The following is a 16,249-nucleotide window of genomic DNA, read 5'->3' as shown; positions in this document are numbered from 1 at the left end:
TCAGATTGCTGCGGGGTCGACCTTGTCGACGTTGATCCCGTAGCGGCTGATCGCTTCACTGACGTTCTCGCGTTCGATCACACCGTCATCCGCCAACGCCTTCAAGGCCGCCAGCGCGATGAAATGCCGGTCCACTTCGAAGAACGCCCGCAGGGTTTCACGGGTGTCCGATTGCCCAAAACCGTCCGTGCCCAACGCCACAAAGCGCCGTCCGGGAACGAAGGGGCGAATCTGATCGGCAAACAGCTTCATGTAGTCCGTCGCCACCACCACCGGCCCCGTTTCACTGGCCAGGCATTGCTCCACGTAGCTCACCCTTGGCTCGCTCTGCGGGTGCAGCAGGTTCCAGCGCTCCACGGCATGTCCGTCACGGCGCAACTCGGTGAGGCTGGTTGTGCTCCATACATTACTGTGGATGCCGAAGTCCTTGTGCAGCAGCTCGGCCGCCGCAATCACTTCGCGCAGGATTGAGCCGCTGCCCATCAGTTGCACCTGGGCCTGCGTGCTAGCACTGAGCCGGTACATGCCCTTGAGAATGCCGTCCTCCACACCTTCGGGCATTGCCGGGTGCGGGTAGTTTTCGTTCAGCAGGGTGATGTAGTAGTAAACGTCCTCTTGCTGCACGTACATCCGCCGCATGCCCTCGCGAATAATCACCGCCAGCTCGTAGGCAAACGTCGGGTCGTAGGACACGCAGCAAGGGATCACTGACGACAGGATATGGCTGTGCCCATCGTCATGCTGCAAGCCTTCGCCCATCAGCGTGGTGCGGCCTGCCGTGGCCCCCAGCAGGAAGCCGCGCGCCCGCGCATCGCCTGCCGCCCAGGCGAGGTCGCCAACGCGTTGGAAGCCGAACATCGAGTAGAAAATATAAAACGGCACGGTCATCACACCGTGGTTGCTGTAGGACGTACTCGCCGCGATCCATGAGGAAATGGCGCCGGATTCATTCAGGCCTTCCTGCATGATCTGTCCGTCCTTGCTTTCCTTGTAGTAGCTCAGTTGCCCTGCGTCCTGCGGGGTGTAGAGCTGGCCTACGGCGGAGTGGATGCCGATCTGACGGAACAGGCTTTCCATACCGAAGGTACGCGACTCATCCGGTACGATGGGCACGATCAACTTGCCCAGGTGCGGATCCTTGAGCAGGGTGCCAAGGATGCGCACAAAGGCCATGGTGGTGGAGATTGCCCGTTCGCCGGTGTCCTTGAGCTGGGTGGCGAAAGCGGCCAGTTCGGGGATCTGCAAGGGTTCGACCGCGCTGTGGCGCGCCGGTACGTAGCCGCCCAGGGCGTGGCGGCGAGCGGCGAAGTAGCGGGCCTCTTCGCTGTCGGCTGCGGGCTTGAGGTAGGGGAGGTCGGCGAGCTGGTCGTCCGCGACGTCCAGGTCGAAACGATCGCGGAATGCTCTAACCGCATCGGCGCCCATTTTCTTCAATTGATGGTTGATGTTCTGGCCTTCGCCGGCTTCACCCATGCCGAAACCCTTGACGGTTTTCGCCAGGATCACGGTGGGCTGGCCGCCATGGCGCACGGCAGCCGCATAGGCGTTGTAGACCTTGTCCGGGTCGTGTCCACCCCGTGAGAGTTTCCAGATTTCGTCGTCGGACATGTCCGCAACCAACGCAAGTAATTCCGGGTACTTGCCGAAGAAATGTTCACGCACATAGGCGCCGTTCTGTGACTTGTAGTTCTGATAGTCGCCGTCCACGCATTCCATCATGCGTTGGCGCAGCAGGCCGCTTTGGTCTTTGTCCAGCAGCGCGTCCCAGCCACTGCCCCAGATCACTTTGATCACGTTCCAGCCGGCGGCGCGGTACAGGCTTTCGAACTCCTGGATCACCTTGGCGTTGACGCGCACGGGGCCGTCCAAGCGTTGCAGGTTGCAGTTGACCACGAAGATCAGGTTGTCGAGTTTCTCGCGCCCGGCCAGGGAAATGGCGGCCAGGGATTCCGGCTGATCCATTTCACCATCACCGAGGAAGGCCCAGACCTTGCGTCCCTGGTGTTGCTTGAGGCCGCGCAATTCCAGGTAGCGCATAAAGCGCGCCTGGTAAGCGGCGGTGATGGGGCCGAGGCCCATGGACACGGTAGGGAATTGCCAGAAGTCCGGCATCAGCCGTGGGTGTGGGTAGGACGAAATACCGTCGCCACCGGCCTCGCGGCGGAAGTTGTCGAGTTGCGCTTCGCTGATGCGGCCTTCCAGGTAGGCGCGGCCGTAGATGCCGGGGGAGGAGTGGCCCTGGATGTACACCAGGTCGCCCTCAAAGCTGTCGGTTCGGCCACGGAAGAAGTGATCAAAACCTACGTCGTACAGCACTGCGGCTGACGCATAGGTCGCGATGTGCCCACCGACGCCTGAGTGTTTGCCTGCACGCAACACCATCGCCATGGCGTTCCAGCGGATAAACGCATTGGTACGGCGTTCGATGGCCAGGTTGCCAGGGTAGGGCAACTGCCGATCCACCGGGATTGTATTGACGTAGGGCGTAGTCACCCTCCCGTAGAAGTCGCCATGCCGCGCCACGTCGAAATCCAGCAACTGATCGATCAGGTAGTGGGCGCGCGGGCGGCCTTCGGTGGACAGCACCGATTCGATGGAGTCCAGCCACTCGCGGGTTTCCTGTGGATCGTCATCGCGTCTGACTGCGTTGTTCGGGGTCATGTGAGGCTCCAGGGTAGGCGGATTTCAAGTGGCGGGCTCCTTGTGGGAGTGCCGGCAAATGTAGTTGCAATTGCAACTACATGACCGAATCTAGCGCGGGATGAGCTACTATTGCAACCTTCTTGAAATTGCCCGGATGGTGTTGCATGTCGTCGAAAGAACCAGATGTATGGTTCCGTTTTGTCAGGGCCCACAGGACGGTCATCCGCGAAATCGAGCGGCGCCTGGCAGAGGCGGGCCTGCCACCCTATGCCTGGTATGACGCGTTGTGGGGCCTGGAAAGCGGCCCCGACGGTACCCGCCGCATGCACGAACTGGCCGATGTGCTGGCCATCGAGCGCTACAACCTCACACGGCTGGTCGACCGTCTGGAAAAGGACGGCTTGGTGGTGCGTTCACGCTCCGACGGCGACGGCCGCGCAGCGTTTGCCTCGATCACCGAGGCCGGTCGGGTGCTGCGTAAAAAGATGTGGAAGATCTACGAAAGCACGGTGGATGAGCTGTTCCTGTCACAGATCGAGCCCGAGCAACGCCAGTGCTTTGCCGACGCACTGGAGCGCACCGCCGGGCTGGCGATGGACGCCGGCGTCCAGACCCGCAGCCGCCGCAAAACCTAAAGCCCCACGAAACCGTGTAGGAGCCGGCTTGCCGGCGATAGCGGCCTATCAGGCAGTCCATTCCAGGCTGACACACCGCCATCGCCGGCAAGCCGGCTCCTACAGTCCAGCGCGTTCCACTGCATAGCGATTCATCGCGGCCTGCACCTGCCGTGCGTCGATCCGCCCTTCATCCGCCAATGCCCTGAGCGCCGATACCACGATCCAATAACGACTCGGCGCCGCCGCCTGCACCGATCCCGCGCCCAGCGCCACAAAGCGTGCATCCACGTGTGCCGCTAACTGATCGACAATCGCCTGCGGATAGCCGGTCACTGCAATCACTGGCGCTGCATTCCCGGCCAGGCAATCGCGTAGATGGCAGCTGCGCTTGGGCACCCCGGGGTGCAGGCGATTCCAGCGTTCAGCCGCGCCAGCCTCGCGGGCCAGTCGTGTGTAGCTGGGGCAGCTCCACAGTTGCGCGGTGATGTCCCAGTCCTGTTCCAACAGTTGCCTGGCCTGCAACACCTCTTCAAGCGCCCGGCCTGCGCCGAGCAGTCGCACATCCGCAGGGGTGTCAGGTTGGAGTCGGTACATGCCCTTGAGTGCGGCTTCTCGGTCCTGCTCACTCAGGGGCGCCGCGCTTTCATGATCATGCAGCGCCAGGTAATAGAACCCGGGCTTGCCGTCGACATACAGGCTACGCAACGCCGCCAGCACAATCGCTTGGGCTTCCTCGCCGGAGGCCGGGTCATACGGCGTGCAGCACGGGTGGGTGGCGAGCCATAACGGTAGGGAAGGCTGCGCGCCCTTGGGCCACCGGGAGGGTTGGTTTTCGATGTCGTTGCACAAGATGCCGCGCTGGTGGGCAGCGTCGGACAGCGCACTCAACTGCGCCGACGATTGCGCACTGTGCAGGTACAGCAAGGGTTTTTCGACGGTATTACGCGCGAACCAACCCGGCCAGTGACCCACGCGCCGGGAGCGTGACTGGCCGCGGATCACCCAGGCCTGACGGCTGAATTCGAGGGTGTCGGCCATGCTTGTCACGGTGTACAGCGGTGAGCGGCTGGCGGGCGTGGCAGCACTCAGGGCGTCGATGCAAAGCTGCGCGGCGTGTGCGGTAGCGGTGGTCATGGAGAGGGTCACCTGGCGACAAATGCCATTACCCTAATGGAAACTCGCAAGTGATTGCAAATGCAATGATTGCAAAAGTGCCTTGATGGCCGGGTGCTAAATCCCTGCAACGCTGCTACGTTTAATCCTTGAGTGCAGGAACGTCATGGCGTCGACATTTTTTCGTCATGACGGCACTTTAGGCTGGCTGTGCAGGTCATTAATCAGCAGCCGCTTTTAACATCAAGAAGGAGTCCGGCATGGACGATTACCAGGAAGAACTGCTCGAGTACCACGCGATTGAGTCGGACCCGCTGGAACCCGCTGACGATGCAACAGAGTTGTAAGACCGACTTCAGGCGGAATGCCGCTGACTGCGGCGAAATTCCCCTGGGGTCTGGTTGTTCCATCGCCTGAAGGCCCGTTGAAACGCCTGGGCCGAGGCAAAACCGAGCAGATAGGCGATCTCGCCGAACGCCAGTTCCGTATCGCGAATGTAGGTCATGGCCAGGTCGCGGCGGGTATCGTTGAGAATCGCGCGGAACTGAGTGCCTTCTTCGGCCAGTTTGCGGCGCAGCGTCCAGGTGGGCAGCTTCAGGCGTGCCGCCACTTCTTCCAGGTCGGGTTCCCGGCCGCCATTGAGCATCGGCCCGAGCAAACGGGTAATGCGCTCGCGCAGGCTGCGGGTGCGCGTCAACTGCTCCAATTCCCTTTCGCACAGCTGTAACAGCAATTGCCAGGTGCTTGGGCAGTGCTGCGGGTTGCGCAGCGCCAGGGTGTGCTGGTTGAGGCGCAATTGATTGGCGTCGGCGCCGAAGTGAACGTCTCCCAATGCGTTGTAGCAATCGCCGTATTCTGGCGTGTCGAACTCGATATCGATGCGCTGCGCCTGCACCGGTTGCTGGGCCAGGCTCGACAATTGATGCAGCCAGCCAGCGATGATCGAGTCCACCACAAAGCGGTTGTAGGCGTTGTAGGGGCTGATGGAATAGAAGCGCAGCCAGGCGCCTTCGGCATCTTCGACAAAGCTCGACTGCCCGCGATAATTGGAGCCGTAAAGCGCCTCGAAGCGCGTCAATGCGCGCGCCGCCTCGCGTACATTGGGCGCCTGGGCGGCGGTGACGCCGGCCAGCCCGGCCTGGCTCAAGCGGCTGAGCTGGCCCATGCGCAAGCCCAGGCTCGGGTCGCCGGTGAGTTGGATGGCCGCGTGGCCCAGGCGCATGTAGCGTGGAATCGACAAGCGTGCGCCGGCCTCGGCGAGGCGGGCCGGGTCGAGGCCGTATTGCAACAGCAGCGGCTGTGGGTCCAGGCCGTGGCTGTGGATGGCATCGGCCAGGGTGTGCACGAAGCCCACCGACAGATCCCCCAGCCGCACCGGTTTCACAGCCAGATATTCAACAGGCGTGCGCCACGCGCTTCACCATCGGCGCTGATTTGCCCATTGCTGCTGAGAAAGCTGTGCCCGGCGGTGCCCAGGTCCCAGAACTGCCCGCGCAGGAACACGCTCATGCCGGCGCTGGCCTGGCTGATGGGTGGCTGGCTGATCAGCGTGAGCCGACGCCAGGCCTCGCCCTCGCTGAGCTCTTCGGGCTTGAGGCTGATTTCGGTCGGGGTGGACACGCTTTTGAACCCGCGCCAAGGGCGGTCCCAGGTATCGCGACCGAGCACAAAGGCCGGCACTGCAATCAACTGCGCACCTTGCTCGTTGAGTTTGCGGTAGTTGTCCGGGTACCAACTGTCGCTGCCGACCAGCACACCCAGGCGCCCGGCCGGGGTGTCGACCACGCTGACGACGTTTTCATCGCCGGGCTGGATAAAGCCGCGTTCATCGTAGATCGGGTAGAGCTGGCGCTGTGGGTCGCCGATCGGCAAGCCATCGGCGGCAAACACCACGCTGGCGTTATACAGCGCGCCATGGCCGACCTGCAGTTGACCCTGGCTCACACTCGGGTTCGGCAGGGTGATGGAGCCGGCCACCAACGTAACGCCGAACTCCTTGGCCAGGCCGCCGAACAACAGCTGATAGTCCCGCGCCATGTCTTGGGCTTTCATGCGCAGGTAGGCGTCGTCGGTGCGGTTGTCGCCCGTGGCACTGATCCAGGCGCGGGCGAACAGCAGCGGGTTGCTGACCGACAGCCAATTCATCGCATCCTTGGCGTGAAGGGCCTGGTACACCTCGTTCTTTTCGCCGGTGAGCATCAGCCAGGTGCCGATATGTTCAGGCAGCACCACAATGGTCTTGTCATTGATCAGCCCCTGGTCACGGGCTTTTTGCAGGTAGGCCGCGAGTTTCAGGTGCAGGCGTTCCAGGCTCTGGTAGTCAGCGGGAAACAACTCTGGCTGGATGCCCAGCAAGTTGCCACGGTCGGCAGGCAGGCCTTCGTTGACGGCCAGTGTGATACGCAGGTCCGACAGGTAATGCCCCACAGGGCGCTCCTGGGTCCAGACCAGATACGCGGCGATGGCGGCAACCAGGGCCATGGTGACGGTGAAAATCAGAAGTTTACGCATGGGGGAACAGACAACAGACCGTGTGCAGGGTTCGCCGACTAGGGTAGGGCGCATGGGCGGCCTTGCCAAGGGGCGCTGTGCATTTGGATCAATAAGTTGTCAGTTTCAGTCATTGAGCCGTCGTCCACCGCCTCTTAGTCTGTGGGACATAAACCGATGGCAGGCCATTCGAGCCTTCCACGTCCCGTGATGATCCGTTGTGGAGCTTGACCATGACCGCTGTTGCCTACCCGCACCTGCTGGCCCCGTTGGACCTGGGTTTTACCACCTTGCGCAACCGCACCCTGATGGGCTCGATGCACACCGGCCTGGAAGAAAAGCCCGGCGGTTTCGAACGCATGGCGGCCTATTTTGCCGAGCGCGCCCGTGGTGGCGTTGGCTTGATGGTGACTGGCGGTATTGGCCCCAATGACGAGGGCGGCGTGTATGCAGGCGCCGCCAAGCTGACCACCGACGAAGAAGCGCAGAAGCACAAGATCGTCACCCAGGCGGTACACGAGGCGGGCGGCAAGATCTGCATGCAGATTCTTCATGCCGGCCGTTATGCCTACAGCCCCAAGCAGGTTGCGCCCAGTGCGATTCAAGCGCCGATCAACCCGTTCAAGCCCAAGGAACTGGACGAAGAGGGCATCGAAAAGCAGATCCAGGATTTTGTCACCTGCTCGCTGCTGGCCCAGGTCGCCGAGTATGACGGCGTGGAAATCATGGGGTCCGAAGGCTACTTCATTAACCAGTTCCTCGCGGCTCACACCAACCATCGCACCGACCGTTGGGGCGGCAGCTACGAAAACCGTATGCGCCTGGCGGTGGAAATCGTGCGCCGCGTGCGTGACGCCGTGGGCCCGAATTTCATCATCATCTTCCGCCTGTCGATGCTCGACCTGGTGGAAGGCGGCAGCACCTGGGAAGAAATCGTGCAGTTGGCCAAGGCCATCGAAGGCGCCGGTGCGACCATCATCAACACCGGTATCGGCTGGCACGAAGCGCGCATCCCGACCATCGCCACCAAGGTCCCACGCGGCGCGTTCAGCAAAGTCACCGCCAAGTTGCGCGGTGCGGTGCAGATTCCGCTGATCACCACCAACCGCATCAATACCCCGGAAATCGCCGAGCAGATCCTGGCCGAAGGCGATGCCGACATGGTCTCGATGGCGCGTCCGTTCCTGGCAGACCCGGAGTTCGTCAACAAGGCCGCCGCCGGCCGTGCCGATGAGATCAACACCTGCATCGGCTGCAACCAGGCCTGCCTGGACCACACCTTCGGCGGCAAGCTGACCACCTGCCTGGTCAACCCGCGGGCCTGCTACGAGACTGAGCTTAACTACCTGCCGGTCCAGCACATCAAGAAGATCGCCGTGGTCGGCGCCGGCCCTGCCGGTCTGGCGGCGGCCACGGTGGCGGCGGAGCGCGGCCACCAGGTGACGCTGTTCGATTCGGCCAGCGAGATCGGTGGTCAGTTCAATATCGCCAAGCGTGTGCCGGGCAAAGAGGAGTTCTTCGAAACCCTGCGCTACTTCAAGCGCAAATTGCAGACCACCCACGTGGAGCTGTGCCTCAACACCCGCGTCGACGTGGCGCAGTTGGCGGCAGGCGGCTATGACGAGATCATCCTGGCCACCGGCATTGCCCCGCGCACCCCGGCGATTCCAGGGATCGACAATGCCAAGGTGCTGAGCTACCTGGACGTGATCCTGGCGCGTAAACCCGTCGGCAAGCGCGTCGCGGTAATTGGCGCGGGCGGTATCGGTTTTGACGTGTCGGAATTCCTTGTGCACCAGGGCGTGTCCACCAGCCTGGACCGCGAAGCGTTCTGGAAGGAGTGGGGGATCGACACCCAGTTGCAAGCCCGTGGCGGTGTGGCTGGGATCAAGCCGAAACCCCATGCACCGGCGCGTGAAGTGTTCCTGTTGCAGCGCAAGACCTCCAAAGTCGGCGATGGCCTGGGCAAGACCACCGGCTGGATCCACCGTACCGGCCTGAAGAACAAGCAGGTGCAGATGCTCAACAGCGTCGAGTACCTGAAGATCGATGATGAGGGCCTGCATATCCGCATTGGCGCCGAGGGCGAGCCCCAGGTGCTGGCGGTGGACAACATCATCATCTGCGCCGGCCAGGACCCGCTGCGCGAACTGCAGGACGGCCTGGTCGCGGCCGGCCAGAACGTGCACCTGATCGGCGGCGCCGATGTGGCGGCCGAGCTGGACGCCAAGCGCGCGATCAACCAAGGCTCGCGTCTCGCGGCCGAGCTGTAAGCCCCCGGACGGGGCGGTGTTAGACTACCGCCCCGTTTTTCATGCAGATCCCTCCCGATGGGTCCCTTCGATTGGCTTCCCCACGCACCGCTTGAGCCTTTGCAGCTGGAATGGCTGAACGGCGTCGAGTTGGCCGTGCTGCGCCTGGATCGCATCGACCCGCTGATCAGCGGCAACAAGTGGTTCAAGCTCACCGGGCACTTGGCGCAGGCGCAAACCGCGCGTGGGCTCATCAGCCTGGGCGGCGCTTACTCCAACCATCTGCACGCGTTGGCTGCCGCCGGCAAGCGCTTCGGTTTCCCTACCGTGGGCTTGTTGCGCGGGCATGCGCAAGACACCCCCACCGTCCTCGACTTGAAAGCCTTTGGCATGCAACTGCATTGGCTGGGCTATGGCGGTTATCGTGCGCGGCATGAACCGGGTTTCTGGCTGCCTTGGCGCGAGCAGTATCCCGACCTGCACCCCGTGCCCGAAGGCGGTGGCGGGCTCGCCGGTGCGGTTGGCTGTGGTGTGCTGGTACAACAGGCTCGCGCGCAGTTGCCCGCACTGGGCTGGGCGGATTACGACGTCTGGTGGCTGGCCGCCGGCACGGGTACCACGCTGGCGGGCCTGGCGCTGGCAGAGGCGGGCGCGCACCCGGTGTACGGCGCCATGGCGGTGCCGGATGACCACGGCGTGGCACAGAACGTCGACGCCCTCGTGCAGGGCGGCTATGAGCTGCTGGACGCCAGCCGAGGTGGCTTCGCCAAAGTCGACCCGGTGCTGCTCGACTTCATCGACGCCACGCAACAGGCTTGTGGCTTGCCCCTGGAGCCGCTCTACACCGGCAAGGCGTTACTGGCCTTGAAGATGCAGATCGAGGCCGGGCGCTTCGCACCTGGTACTCGCCTGGTGTTCGTCCACACCGGCGGCCTGCAGGGCAACCGGGGCTTCACGGGTTAGCGCGCTTGCCCGGCATCATGCGCAACGCCGTGTTGTCCCGCAGGATGTAATGGTGGGCAATCCCAGCCAGTGCATGCAGCCCGATCAGCCAGTAACCGACCTTGCCGAACCACACATGCCAGCCTTCGATCTGCTTGGCCAGGTCCTTGTTCTCACCGATCAACGGCGGCAGCTCCATGCCGTAGAACATTACCGAATGGCCCTCGGCACTGACGATCAGCCAACCGGCAATCGGCATGCCGATCATCAACGCGTAGAGTGCGAAGTGCATCAGGGTCGCCAACAGGCGCTGCCATTGCGGCGGCGCCGGTACGATCTTCGGTGCCACCCCCAGGCTGCGTGCGAACAAACGCAGCCACACCAGCACAAACACGGTGAGGCCAAACATAAAGTGCATCTCGACGATCAACGTGCGCGCACCGCTGCCTTTGGGGAACTGGCCGCGTAACTCAATGCAGGCGTAGACCACCGCCAGCAGCACCACCATCAACCAGTGCAGCGCGATCGACATGGTGCTGTAGCGCGTATCGGAGTTTTTCCACGGCATTGCTGGGTTCCTCACTCATCAGGGCAAACCTCCATTCTTTGGCGATGGAGTCCTTTAACTGTATGCCGGTTTTGAGCGCTTTGCCTGGCGTAAGTGCCGTTGTGTTGACCTCTATCAGTGGCTTTGCGGCATTTCCCCACGGGCCAGGCGCGCATTGATGTCGGTGATGACAGCGGGCAGGTCGTTGAGGGTGTCGATCAGGTAATGCGGGCGCGAGCCTTCGAACATGGCCTCGATACGCTTGCGCTCGCGGTCCAGGGTGGTGCTGTCCAGGGCGCGGAACTGTTCATACGTCAGGCCCAGGGCATTGCCGGAGCATGTCAACGCCACGGTCCACATCCCGGCACGGCGCCCTTCGAGAATGCCCGGCACCGTGTCATCGACCTTCACGCACGCCGCCACGTCATCGATGCCCAGCGCGATCACGTTGGCCAGGGCCTGGGCAGGCCATGGGCGACCGTTGGGTACTTCGTCGGTGGCGACCACGTGGTCGGCGATATAGCCATTAGTGGCGGCCAGGGCGACGACCTTGTCCATCACTTGCTTGGGGTAGCCGGAGCACGAGCCGATCTTGATGCCTTGCACGCGCAGCCGGGCGATGACGTCGAGGGCGCCAGGAATCAGGGCTGAGTGTTCGGCGATTTTCTCGATCTGCAACGGCATGAAGCGCTGGTAGATGGCGGTCACGTCATCGTCGGTGGGCGTGCGGCCGAAGGCCTTGCGGTAGCGTTCGGCGACTTGCGGTTGATCGCAGAGGGTACGGATATGGTCCCACTTGCCCATGCCCATCGGGCCACGGGCTTCTTCGATAGACACTTGCACGTCGAACTCGGCGAAGGCCTCGACAAAGATTTGCGTGGGGGCAAACGAGCCGAAGTCGACCACGGTGCCGGCCCAGTCGAGGATGACGGCCTGGAGGGTGTTGGGGTTTTGATAGTTCATGGTTAAAAATCCTGTGGCTCATAGGGGCACTGTAGGAGCCGGCTTGCCGGCGATAGCGATCTCCAGGACGCCATCGCCGGCAAGCCAGCGCCTACGCGGGGGTGTCAAATCTCGAGTACTTCCATTTCTTGCAGCACGTCGGCTATCGCCTTGACCGCCGCCCGCATCCCTGCCGCGTCGACATGGCCGATGCAGCCCACGCGGAAGGTTTCCACTTGGGTCAACTTGCCCGGGTACAAGATGAACCCCTTGGCCTTGACCCGTTCGTAGAAGTCCTTGAATTGGTAGCGCGGGTCTTTGGGCGCGTGGAAGGTGACGATAATCGGGGCCTGGATATCTGCTGGCAGGAAGCTGCGCAGGCCCAGTTCACCCATGCCATCGAGCAACGCCTGGCAGTTGCTGGCGTAGCGTTTATGACGCGCGGGCAAGCCGCCTTCTTCCTGGTATTGCAGCAGCGCCTCGTGCAGGGCCGCCACCACGTGGGTCGGCGGCGTGAAGCGCCATTGGCCGGTCTTGGCCATGTAGCTGTGCTGGTCGAACAGGTCCATCGCCAAGGAGTGGCAGTTGCCCCGGGCGGCGGCCAGCGCCTGTTTGTCGGCAAAGACGAAGCCCATGCCCGGCACGCCTTCCAGGCATTTGCCGGAGGCAGCGATCAGCGCGTCGAACGGCACTTCGCGGGCGTCGATGGGCAGTGCGCCGAAGGAACTCATGGCGTCGATGATCAGGCGTTTACCGTGGTTTTTAACCACCTGGGCGATGTCCGGCAGAGGGTTGAGAATGCCGGTACTGGTTTCGCAGTGGATCAGCGCCACGTGGGTGATGGCCCTGTCGGCTTGCAGCAGGCGGTCCACATCGGCGGCGGTGGTGGGTTCGTCCTCGGCGGTTTCAAAGGTGCTGAAATCGCGGCCCAGGACTTCGCAGATTTTCGCCAGGCGCTTGCCGTAGGCGCCGTTGATCAGCACCAGTACCTTGCCGTCACGCGGGACCAGGGTGCCAATGGCCGCTTCCACCGCGAAGGTGCCGCTGCCTTGCAGGGGCACACAGTGGTGGCTGCCCTCGCCGTGAAGGATCGCCAGCAATTGCTCGCACACGCTGGCAGTGAGCTGGTTGAAACGGTCATCCCATGAACCCCAATCCACCATCATGGCCTGGCGGGTGCGGTGGGAAGTGGTCAGGGGGCCGGGGGTCAGCAGGATGGGCGCGGCAGTGGTCATCTCAAGTCCTCGCAAGGCATCGGGGGTTGAAGCTACGGCGCTTAAATTGCAGTTTGGCTTGTTATCAATCAAATTGTTTGTTGTTATGCGAGCTATCAGTGAGGCCGATAGCTATGAACCTGTTCCAATTGCGTGCATTCGATGCCGTGGCCCGTGAGGGCAGTTTTACCCGTGCCGCCGCGCGGCTGTTCATCAGCCAGCCGGCGGTGACCGGGCACATCAAGGCACTGGAGGAGTACTACCAAATCCCGCTGCTGCGCCGCACCGCGCGACGGGTCGAGTTGACGGAAGAGGGCGCACGCCTGGCGGCAATCACCCGGGCGATCTTCGGCCTGGTGGACGAAGCACAGACCTTGTTGGAGGCCAACCGCCAGTTGCTCACCGGGCGCCTGGAAGTCGCGGCGGACGGGCCGCACCTGGTCATGCCGATGATCGCCAGCCTGCGCGCACGTTACCCAGGCATCACCGTCAACCTGCGCTTGGGCAACGCCCAGGAAACCCTGGCGGCGTTGTTGTCCGAGCATGCGGACGTGGCGGTGCTCACGGAAGTGGAGCCGCGCAATGGCCTGCACCTGCAACCGTTGAGCGAGTCGCGGATCTGCGCGTTGGTGCCGGCCGCGCACCCTTGGACGCTGCAGCCCAAGGGGATTCGCCTGGCGCAATTGGATGCGGTGATCATGGTGCTGCGAGAACCCAGCTCGATCACCCGGCGCACCTTCGACGACGCCTGTGCCGCCACCGGCGTGCAACCCAAGGTGTTGCTGGAGCTGGACAGCCGTGAGGCGGTGACCGAGGCCGTTGCGGCCGAGTTGGGCGTTGGCGTGGTGTCGTCCATGGAGGTCAGCCAGGACCCCCGGGTGCGGGCGGTGCCGATCCAGGGGGAGGGCCTGGTAAACCGGCATATGCTCGGTTGCATGGAGCGGCGCCGGTCGCTTCGCTTGATTCAGGCGTTCTTTGAGCTGGCGCCGGGTTGAAGGCTGTCGCGCACGATGTCGAGAAAGGTCGCCACCACCCGGCGTGAACTCTGTTCCTTGAGGCACACCAGGGTCTCTTTCATCCGTTGGCTGCAATCGCGGATCGGCATGGCGTACACCCGTGAGTCGGCGCCGAACTCCGCCGCCGAGACCACACCTACCCCAATCCCCACCACCACCGCTTCGCGCGCCGCTTCACGGCCTTCGACCTGGATCGCCGGGCGAATGCGCAGCCCGGCCTGGTTCATCTCTTGTTCCAGGGTCTGACGGGTCACGGAGCCGATTTCGCGCAATACCAGCGGCGTGTCGTCGAGGTCCGCGAGGCAGATGGATGCTCGTCCGGCCCAGGGGTGGTTGCGTGCGACAAAGGCCAGCAACTGGCCGTCGGGCAAGGGCAGAGACAGCAGGCGTTCGTCGTCGACGTCGCGCCCCAGCAGGGCCAGGTCGGCCTGGTAGTTGTACAGGCGAAACAGCGATTCGTCGGTGTTACCGGTTTCGATCTTCACGCTGATCCCTGGGTAGCGTTGGCAGAAACGTGCGATCTGCGGGAGCAAGTGCACGGGAGCATCCACCGCCAGGGTGAGGGTGCCGGTCTGCAAGGCGCGAGAGTCTTGCAGCAACTCTTCGGCTTCGGCCTCGATCACAAACAGGCGCTGGGTGATGGCCAGCAGCCGCTCGCCCAGGTCGGTCAGGCGCACTGAGCGTTTATTGCGATGAAACAGCAGCACGCCAAAGCGTTCTTCGAGCTTGCGAACCTGGTCGGAAATCGCCGGTTGGGTGAGGAACAGGCGCTCGGCGGCCTGGGTGAAACTGCCGTGGAGTGCCACGGCATGAAAGGCTTTGAGTTGGGCGTGGGAAACCGACATCGCAGATCCTCTTACAAGCTGAGCTTATATTTGAAATACGATAAATCGATTTTACCTATTAGTCAGCCGTTGCTTTGATACGCCCCAGTCGCCGTAGGTTGAGTCCTACAACTGCGGTGACCATGGGTCCTGGCAAACAGGGCTCATCTGACCAATGCCGCGCCCTACAAGGCCAGGCGTTGCAGTGCTCAACAATAAAAAAACAGGCATTTGTTTTCGATTCTGCCGGCACACTCACACCTGAGGTCAGAACCACCATGAATATCCCTATGGGTAGCATCAAGCGTTGGCGCGTGCAGATTTTTGCCATCACCTGGCTGGCCTACGCCGCCTTCTATTTCACGCGCAAAGCATTTTCCGTTGCAAAGCTGGGGATCGGTGACGACCCGAGTTTCCCCCTCGACAAAATGATGATGGCCAACCTCGATGGCCTTTACCTGGCGGCGTACGCCGTGGGGCAATTCACCTGGGGCATGTTGGCCGACCGCTTCGGGCCACGGGTGGTGGTGCTGGGCGGCTTGCTGATTTCGGCAGCGGCCGCGTTGGTGATGGGCACGTTTGCGACCTTGCCGATCTTTGTCACCTGCATGTTGATCCAGGGGCTGGCGCAGTCCACCGGTTGGTCAGGGCTCTGCAAGAACCTCGGTAGCTTCTTCCCGGCGCAGCAGCGCGGGCGGGTATTGGGTTTGTGGAGTTCGTGCTACGCGTTTGGTGGGCTGGTGGCGTCGCCCTTCGCCGGGTGGTGGGCCTACACGTTGGTCGGCAGTTGGCACGCAGCGTTTATCTCTAGCGCGGCGGTGGTGGGCGTGGTGGCGGTACTGTTCTTCATCTTCCAGCGCAACACACCACAGGATGTGGGCTTGCCCGCGGTAGAGCCAGAGCCCGTCTTGACCGCAGAGCAGGCTGCCGCCGAAAAACGCATCAGCGTGCTGGAGCCGCTGCGCGCCATCCTGCGCAACCGCACGGTGCTGACCCTGGGGCTGGCGTATTTCCTGCTGAAACCGGCGCGCTACGCGATCCTGTTGTGGGGCCCGGTGATCGTCTATGAGCAAATGCCATCGGTGGGCAAGGTCGGGGCGGCGATTGTGCCCACGGCGTTCGAGCTGGCCGGGCTGCTTGGGCCGATCATGATCGGCCTGGCCTCCGACAAACTGTTCGGTGCCCGGCGCATGCCCGCCTGTGTGCTGAGCCTGCTGGCGCTGACCGTGGCCCTGGCGTTGTTCATGGGCGCGTTGCACACCGGCAGCGTGATGCTGGTGATGGCCTTGCTGTTCGTGATGGGCCTGACCCTGTACGGGCCGGACTCGATGATCAGCAGCACCGCCGCGATCGACTTCGGTACCGCCAAGGCGGGCGCCACGGCGGCTGGCTTCGTCAACGGCTGTGGTTCGGTCGGCGCGATCCTCGGCGGCTTGTTGCCGGGTTACTTTGACACCGTGACGGTCTTTATTGTGTTTGCCGGCGCCGCATTGTTTTCCGCCCTGGTGCTGATGCCTTACTGGAACGCCAGACCGGCGGTACTGGCCCAGGCGGGCGACTTCGTGCCGGACCGCAGTGGGGCGATCAAACCCCTGCGCACCTGAAGGCCTGGCCGGTTTTTTGGTGGATTAGAGTGTTTTTGCGCTATA

The 16,249-nt window shown here is 62.8% G+C and carries 13 protein-coding genes; 5 read left to right on the top strand and 8 right to left on the bottom strand.

The features are described 5' to 3' along the window. Nucleotides 1-2,661, bottom strand: coding sequence for a pyruvate dehydrogenase (acetyl-transferring), homodimeric type (gene aceE / locus AC0IYN_RS29660; RefSeq protein ID WP_471844602.1), 2,661 nt, complete (start codon nucleotides 2,659-2,661; stop codon nucleotides 1-3). A gap of 146 nt (nucleotides 2,662-2,807) precedes the next feature. On the opposite strand from aceE, the gene AC0IYN_RS29655 reads away from it, so the two are divergent. After that, nucleotides 2,808-3,278: a MarR family winged helix-turn-helix transcriptional regulator gene (locus tag AC0IYN_RS29655; protein WP_078049272.1), complete on the top strand. Its 471-nt coding sequence runs from the start codon at nucleotides 2,808-2,810 to the stop codon at nucleotides 3,276-3,278. A 99-nt stretch (nucleotides 3,279-3,377) separates the two neighbouring features. Here AC0IYN_RS29655 and AC0IYN_RS29650 read toward each other — a convergent pair whose 3' ends face one another. From AC0IYN_RS29650 to AC0IYN_RS29640, 3 genes are all read right to left on the bottom strand, one after another. Further along, nucleotides 3,378-4,394, bottom strand: a complete 1,017-nt coding sequence (locus AC0IYN_RS29650) for a transketolase-like TK C-terminal-containing protein (protein ID WP_471844600.1) — start codon at nucleotides 4,392-4,394, stop codon at nucleotides 3,378-3,380. 334 nt (nucleotides 4,395-4,728) lie between these two features. After that, nucleotides 4,729-5,757, bottom strand: a complete 1,029-nt coding sequence (locus tag AC0IYN_RS29645) for an AraC family transcriptional regulator (RefSeq protein ID WP_471844598.1) — start codon at nucleotides 5,755-5,757, stop codon at nucleotides 4,729-4,731. Next, the gene (locus AC0IYN_RS29640; protein WP_471844596.1) at nucleotides 5,754-6,884 is read right to left on the bottom strand and encodes a carbon-nitrogen hydrolase family protein; all 1,131 of its coding nucleotides are present in this window, start codon (nucleotides 6,882-6,884) and stop codon (nucleotides 5,754-5,756) included. Before AC0IYN_RS29640 ends, AC0IYN_RS29645 begins: the two co-directional genes overlap by 4 nt. Nucleotides 6,885-7,096: 212 nt before the next feature. Between AC0IYN_RS29640 and AC0IYN_RS29635 the strand changes: the two genes are divergently transcribed. Continuing rightward, nucleotides 7,097-9,136, top strand: a complete 2,040-nt coding sequence (locus AC0IYN_RS29635; RefSeq protein WP_471844594.1) for an oxidoreductase — start codon at nucleotides 7,097-7,099, stop codon at nucleotides 9,134-9,136. A 57-nt stretch (nucleotides 9,137-9,193) separates the two neighbouring features. Beyond that, a complete protein-coding gene (locus tag AC0IYN_RS29630; RefSeq protein ID WP_471844592.1) occupies nucleotides 9,194-10,078 on the top strand; it encodes a 1-aminocyclopropane-1-carboxylate deaminase/D-cysteine desulfhydrase in 885 nt (294 codons plus the stop codon). Here AC0IYN_RS29630 and AC0IYN_RS29625 read toward each other — a convergent pair. The 3 genes from AC0IYN_RS29625 to AC0IYN_RS29615 form a co-directional block, all read right to left on the bottom strand. Next, entirely contained in the window at nucleotides 10,068-10,625 is a 558-nt protein-coding gene (locus AC0IYN_RS29625) for a cytochrome b (RefSeq protein WP_406598681.1), read from the bottom strand. The two genes, AC0IYN_RS29630 and AC0IYN_RS29625, sit on opposite strands and share 11 nt — an antisense overlap. Before the next feature lie 114 nt (nucleotides 10,626-10,739). Further along, complete coding sequence (phnX, locus tag AC0IYN_RS29620; protein ID WP_078049265.1) at nucleotides 10,740-11,567, bottom strand: phosphonoacetaldehyde hydrolase; 828 nt, start codon at nucleotides 11,565-11,567, stop codon at nucleotides 10,740-10,742. A 104-nt stretch (nucleotides 11,568-11,671) separates the two neighbouring features. Continuing rightward, nucleotides 11,672-12,781, bottom strand: coding sequence for a 2-aminoethylphosphonate--pyruvate transaminase (locus AC0IYN_RS29615; protein WP_471844589.1), 1,110 nt, complete (start codon nucleotides 12,779-12,781; stop codon nucleotides 11,672-11,674). A 113-nt stretch (nucleotides 12,782-12,894) separates the two neighbouring features. On the opposite strand from AC0IYN_RS29615, the gene AC0IYN_RS29610 reads away from it, so the two are divergent. Then, nucleotides 12,895-13,755 carry a LysR substrate-binding domain-containing protein gene (locus tag AC0IYN_RS29610; RefSeq protein WP_406598684.1) on the top strand — a complete coding sequence of 287 codons (861 nt, stop codon included), beginning with the start codon at nucleotides 12,895-12,897 and terminating at the stop codon, nucleotides 13,753-13,755. On the opposite strand, the gene AC0IYN_RS29605 is transcribed toward AC0IYN_RS29610, so the two are convergent. Further along, nucleotides 13,725-14,621, bottom strand: coding sequence for a LysR substrate-binding domain-containing protein (locus AC0IYN_RS29605; protein WP_078049262.1), 897 nt, complete (start codon nucleotides 14,619-14,621; stop codon nucleotides 13,725-13,727). The genes AC0IYN_RS29610 and AC0IYN_RS29605 overlap by 31 nt on opposite strands. Nucleotides 14,622-14,878: 257 nt before the next feature. Between AC0IYN_RS29605 and AC0IYN_RS29600 the strand changes: the two genes are divergently transcribed. Further along, complete coding sequence (locus tag AC0IYN_RS29600; protein WP_471844586.1) at nucleotides 14,879-16,204, top strand: MFS transporter; 1,326 nt, start codon at nucleotides 14,879-14,881, stop codon at nucleotides 16,202-16,204. Nucleotides 16,205-16,249 lie beyond the last annotated feature (45 nt).

It is taken from the genome of Pseudomonas sp. AC112, assembly GCF_979253545.1.
The sequence above is the reverse complement of the archived record's forward strand: the minus strand, read 5'-3'. Positions and strand labels throughout refer to the sequence as shown.

What these genes read in the sequence shown, in the direction of transcription:
- AC0IYN_RS29605 (WP_078049262.1), bottom strand. Translation starts at nt 14,621, where the DNA reads ATGTCGGTTTCCCACGCCCAACTCAAAGCCTTTCATGCCGTGGCACTC.
- AC0IYN_RS29635 (WP_471844594.1), top strand. Translation starts at nt 7,097, where the DNA reads ATGACCGCTGTTGCCTACCCGCACCTGCTGGCCCCGTTGGACCTGGGT.
- AC0IYN_RS29655 (WP_078049272.1), top strand. Translation starts at nt 2,808, where the DNA reads ATGTCGTCGAAAGAACCAGATGTATGGTTCCGTTTTGTCAGGGCCCAC.
- AC0IYN_RS29615 (WP_471844589.1), bottom strand. Translation starts at nt 12,781, where the DNA reads ATGACCACTGCCGCGCCCATCCTGCTGACCCCCGGCCCCCTGACCACT.
- AC0IYN_RS29610 (WP_406598684.1), top strand. Translation starts at nt 12,895, where the DNA reads ATGAACCTGTTCCAATTGCGTGCATTCGATGCCGTGGCCCGTGAGGGC.
- AC0IYN_RS29650 (WP_471844600.1), bottom strand. Translation starts at nt 4,394, where the DNA reads ATGACCACCGCTACCGCACACGCCGCGCAGCTTTGCATCGACGCCCTG.
- AC0IYN_RS29630 (WP_471844592.1), top strand. Translation starts at nt 9,194, where the DNA reads ATGGGTCCCTTCGATTGGCTTCCCCACGCACCGCTTGAGCCTTTGCAG.
- AC0IYN_RS29640 (WP_471844596.1), bottom strand. Translation starts at nt 6,884, where the DNA reads ATGCGTAAACTTCTGATTTTCACCGTCACCATGGCCCTGGTTGCCGCC.
- AC0IYN_RS29625 (WP_406598681.1), bottom strand. Translation starts at nt 10,625, where the DNA reads ATGCCGTGGAAAAACTCCGATACGCGCTACAGCACCATGTCGATCGCG.
- AC0IYN_RS29600 (WP_471844586.1), top strand. Translation starts at nt 14,879, where the DNA reads ATGAATATCCCTATGGGTAGCATCAAGCGTTGGCGCGTGCAGATTTTT.
- aceE (WP_471844602.1), bottom strand. Translation starts at nt 2,661, where the DNA reads ATGACCCCGAACAACGCAGTCAGACGCGATGACGATCCACAGGAAACC.
- phnX (WP_078049265.1), bottom strand. Translation starts at nt 11,567, where the DNA reads ATGAACTATCAAAACCCCAACACCCTCCAGGCCGTCATCCTCGACTGG.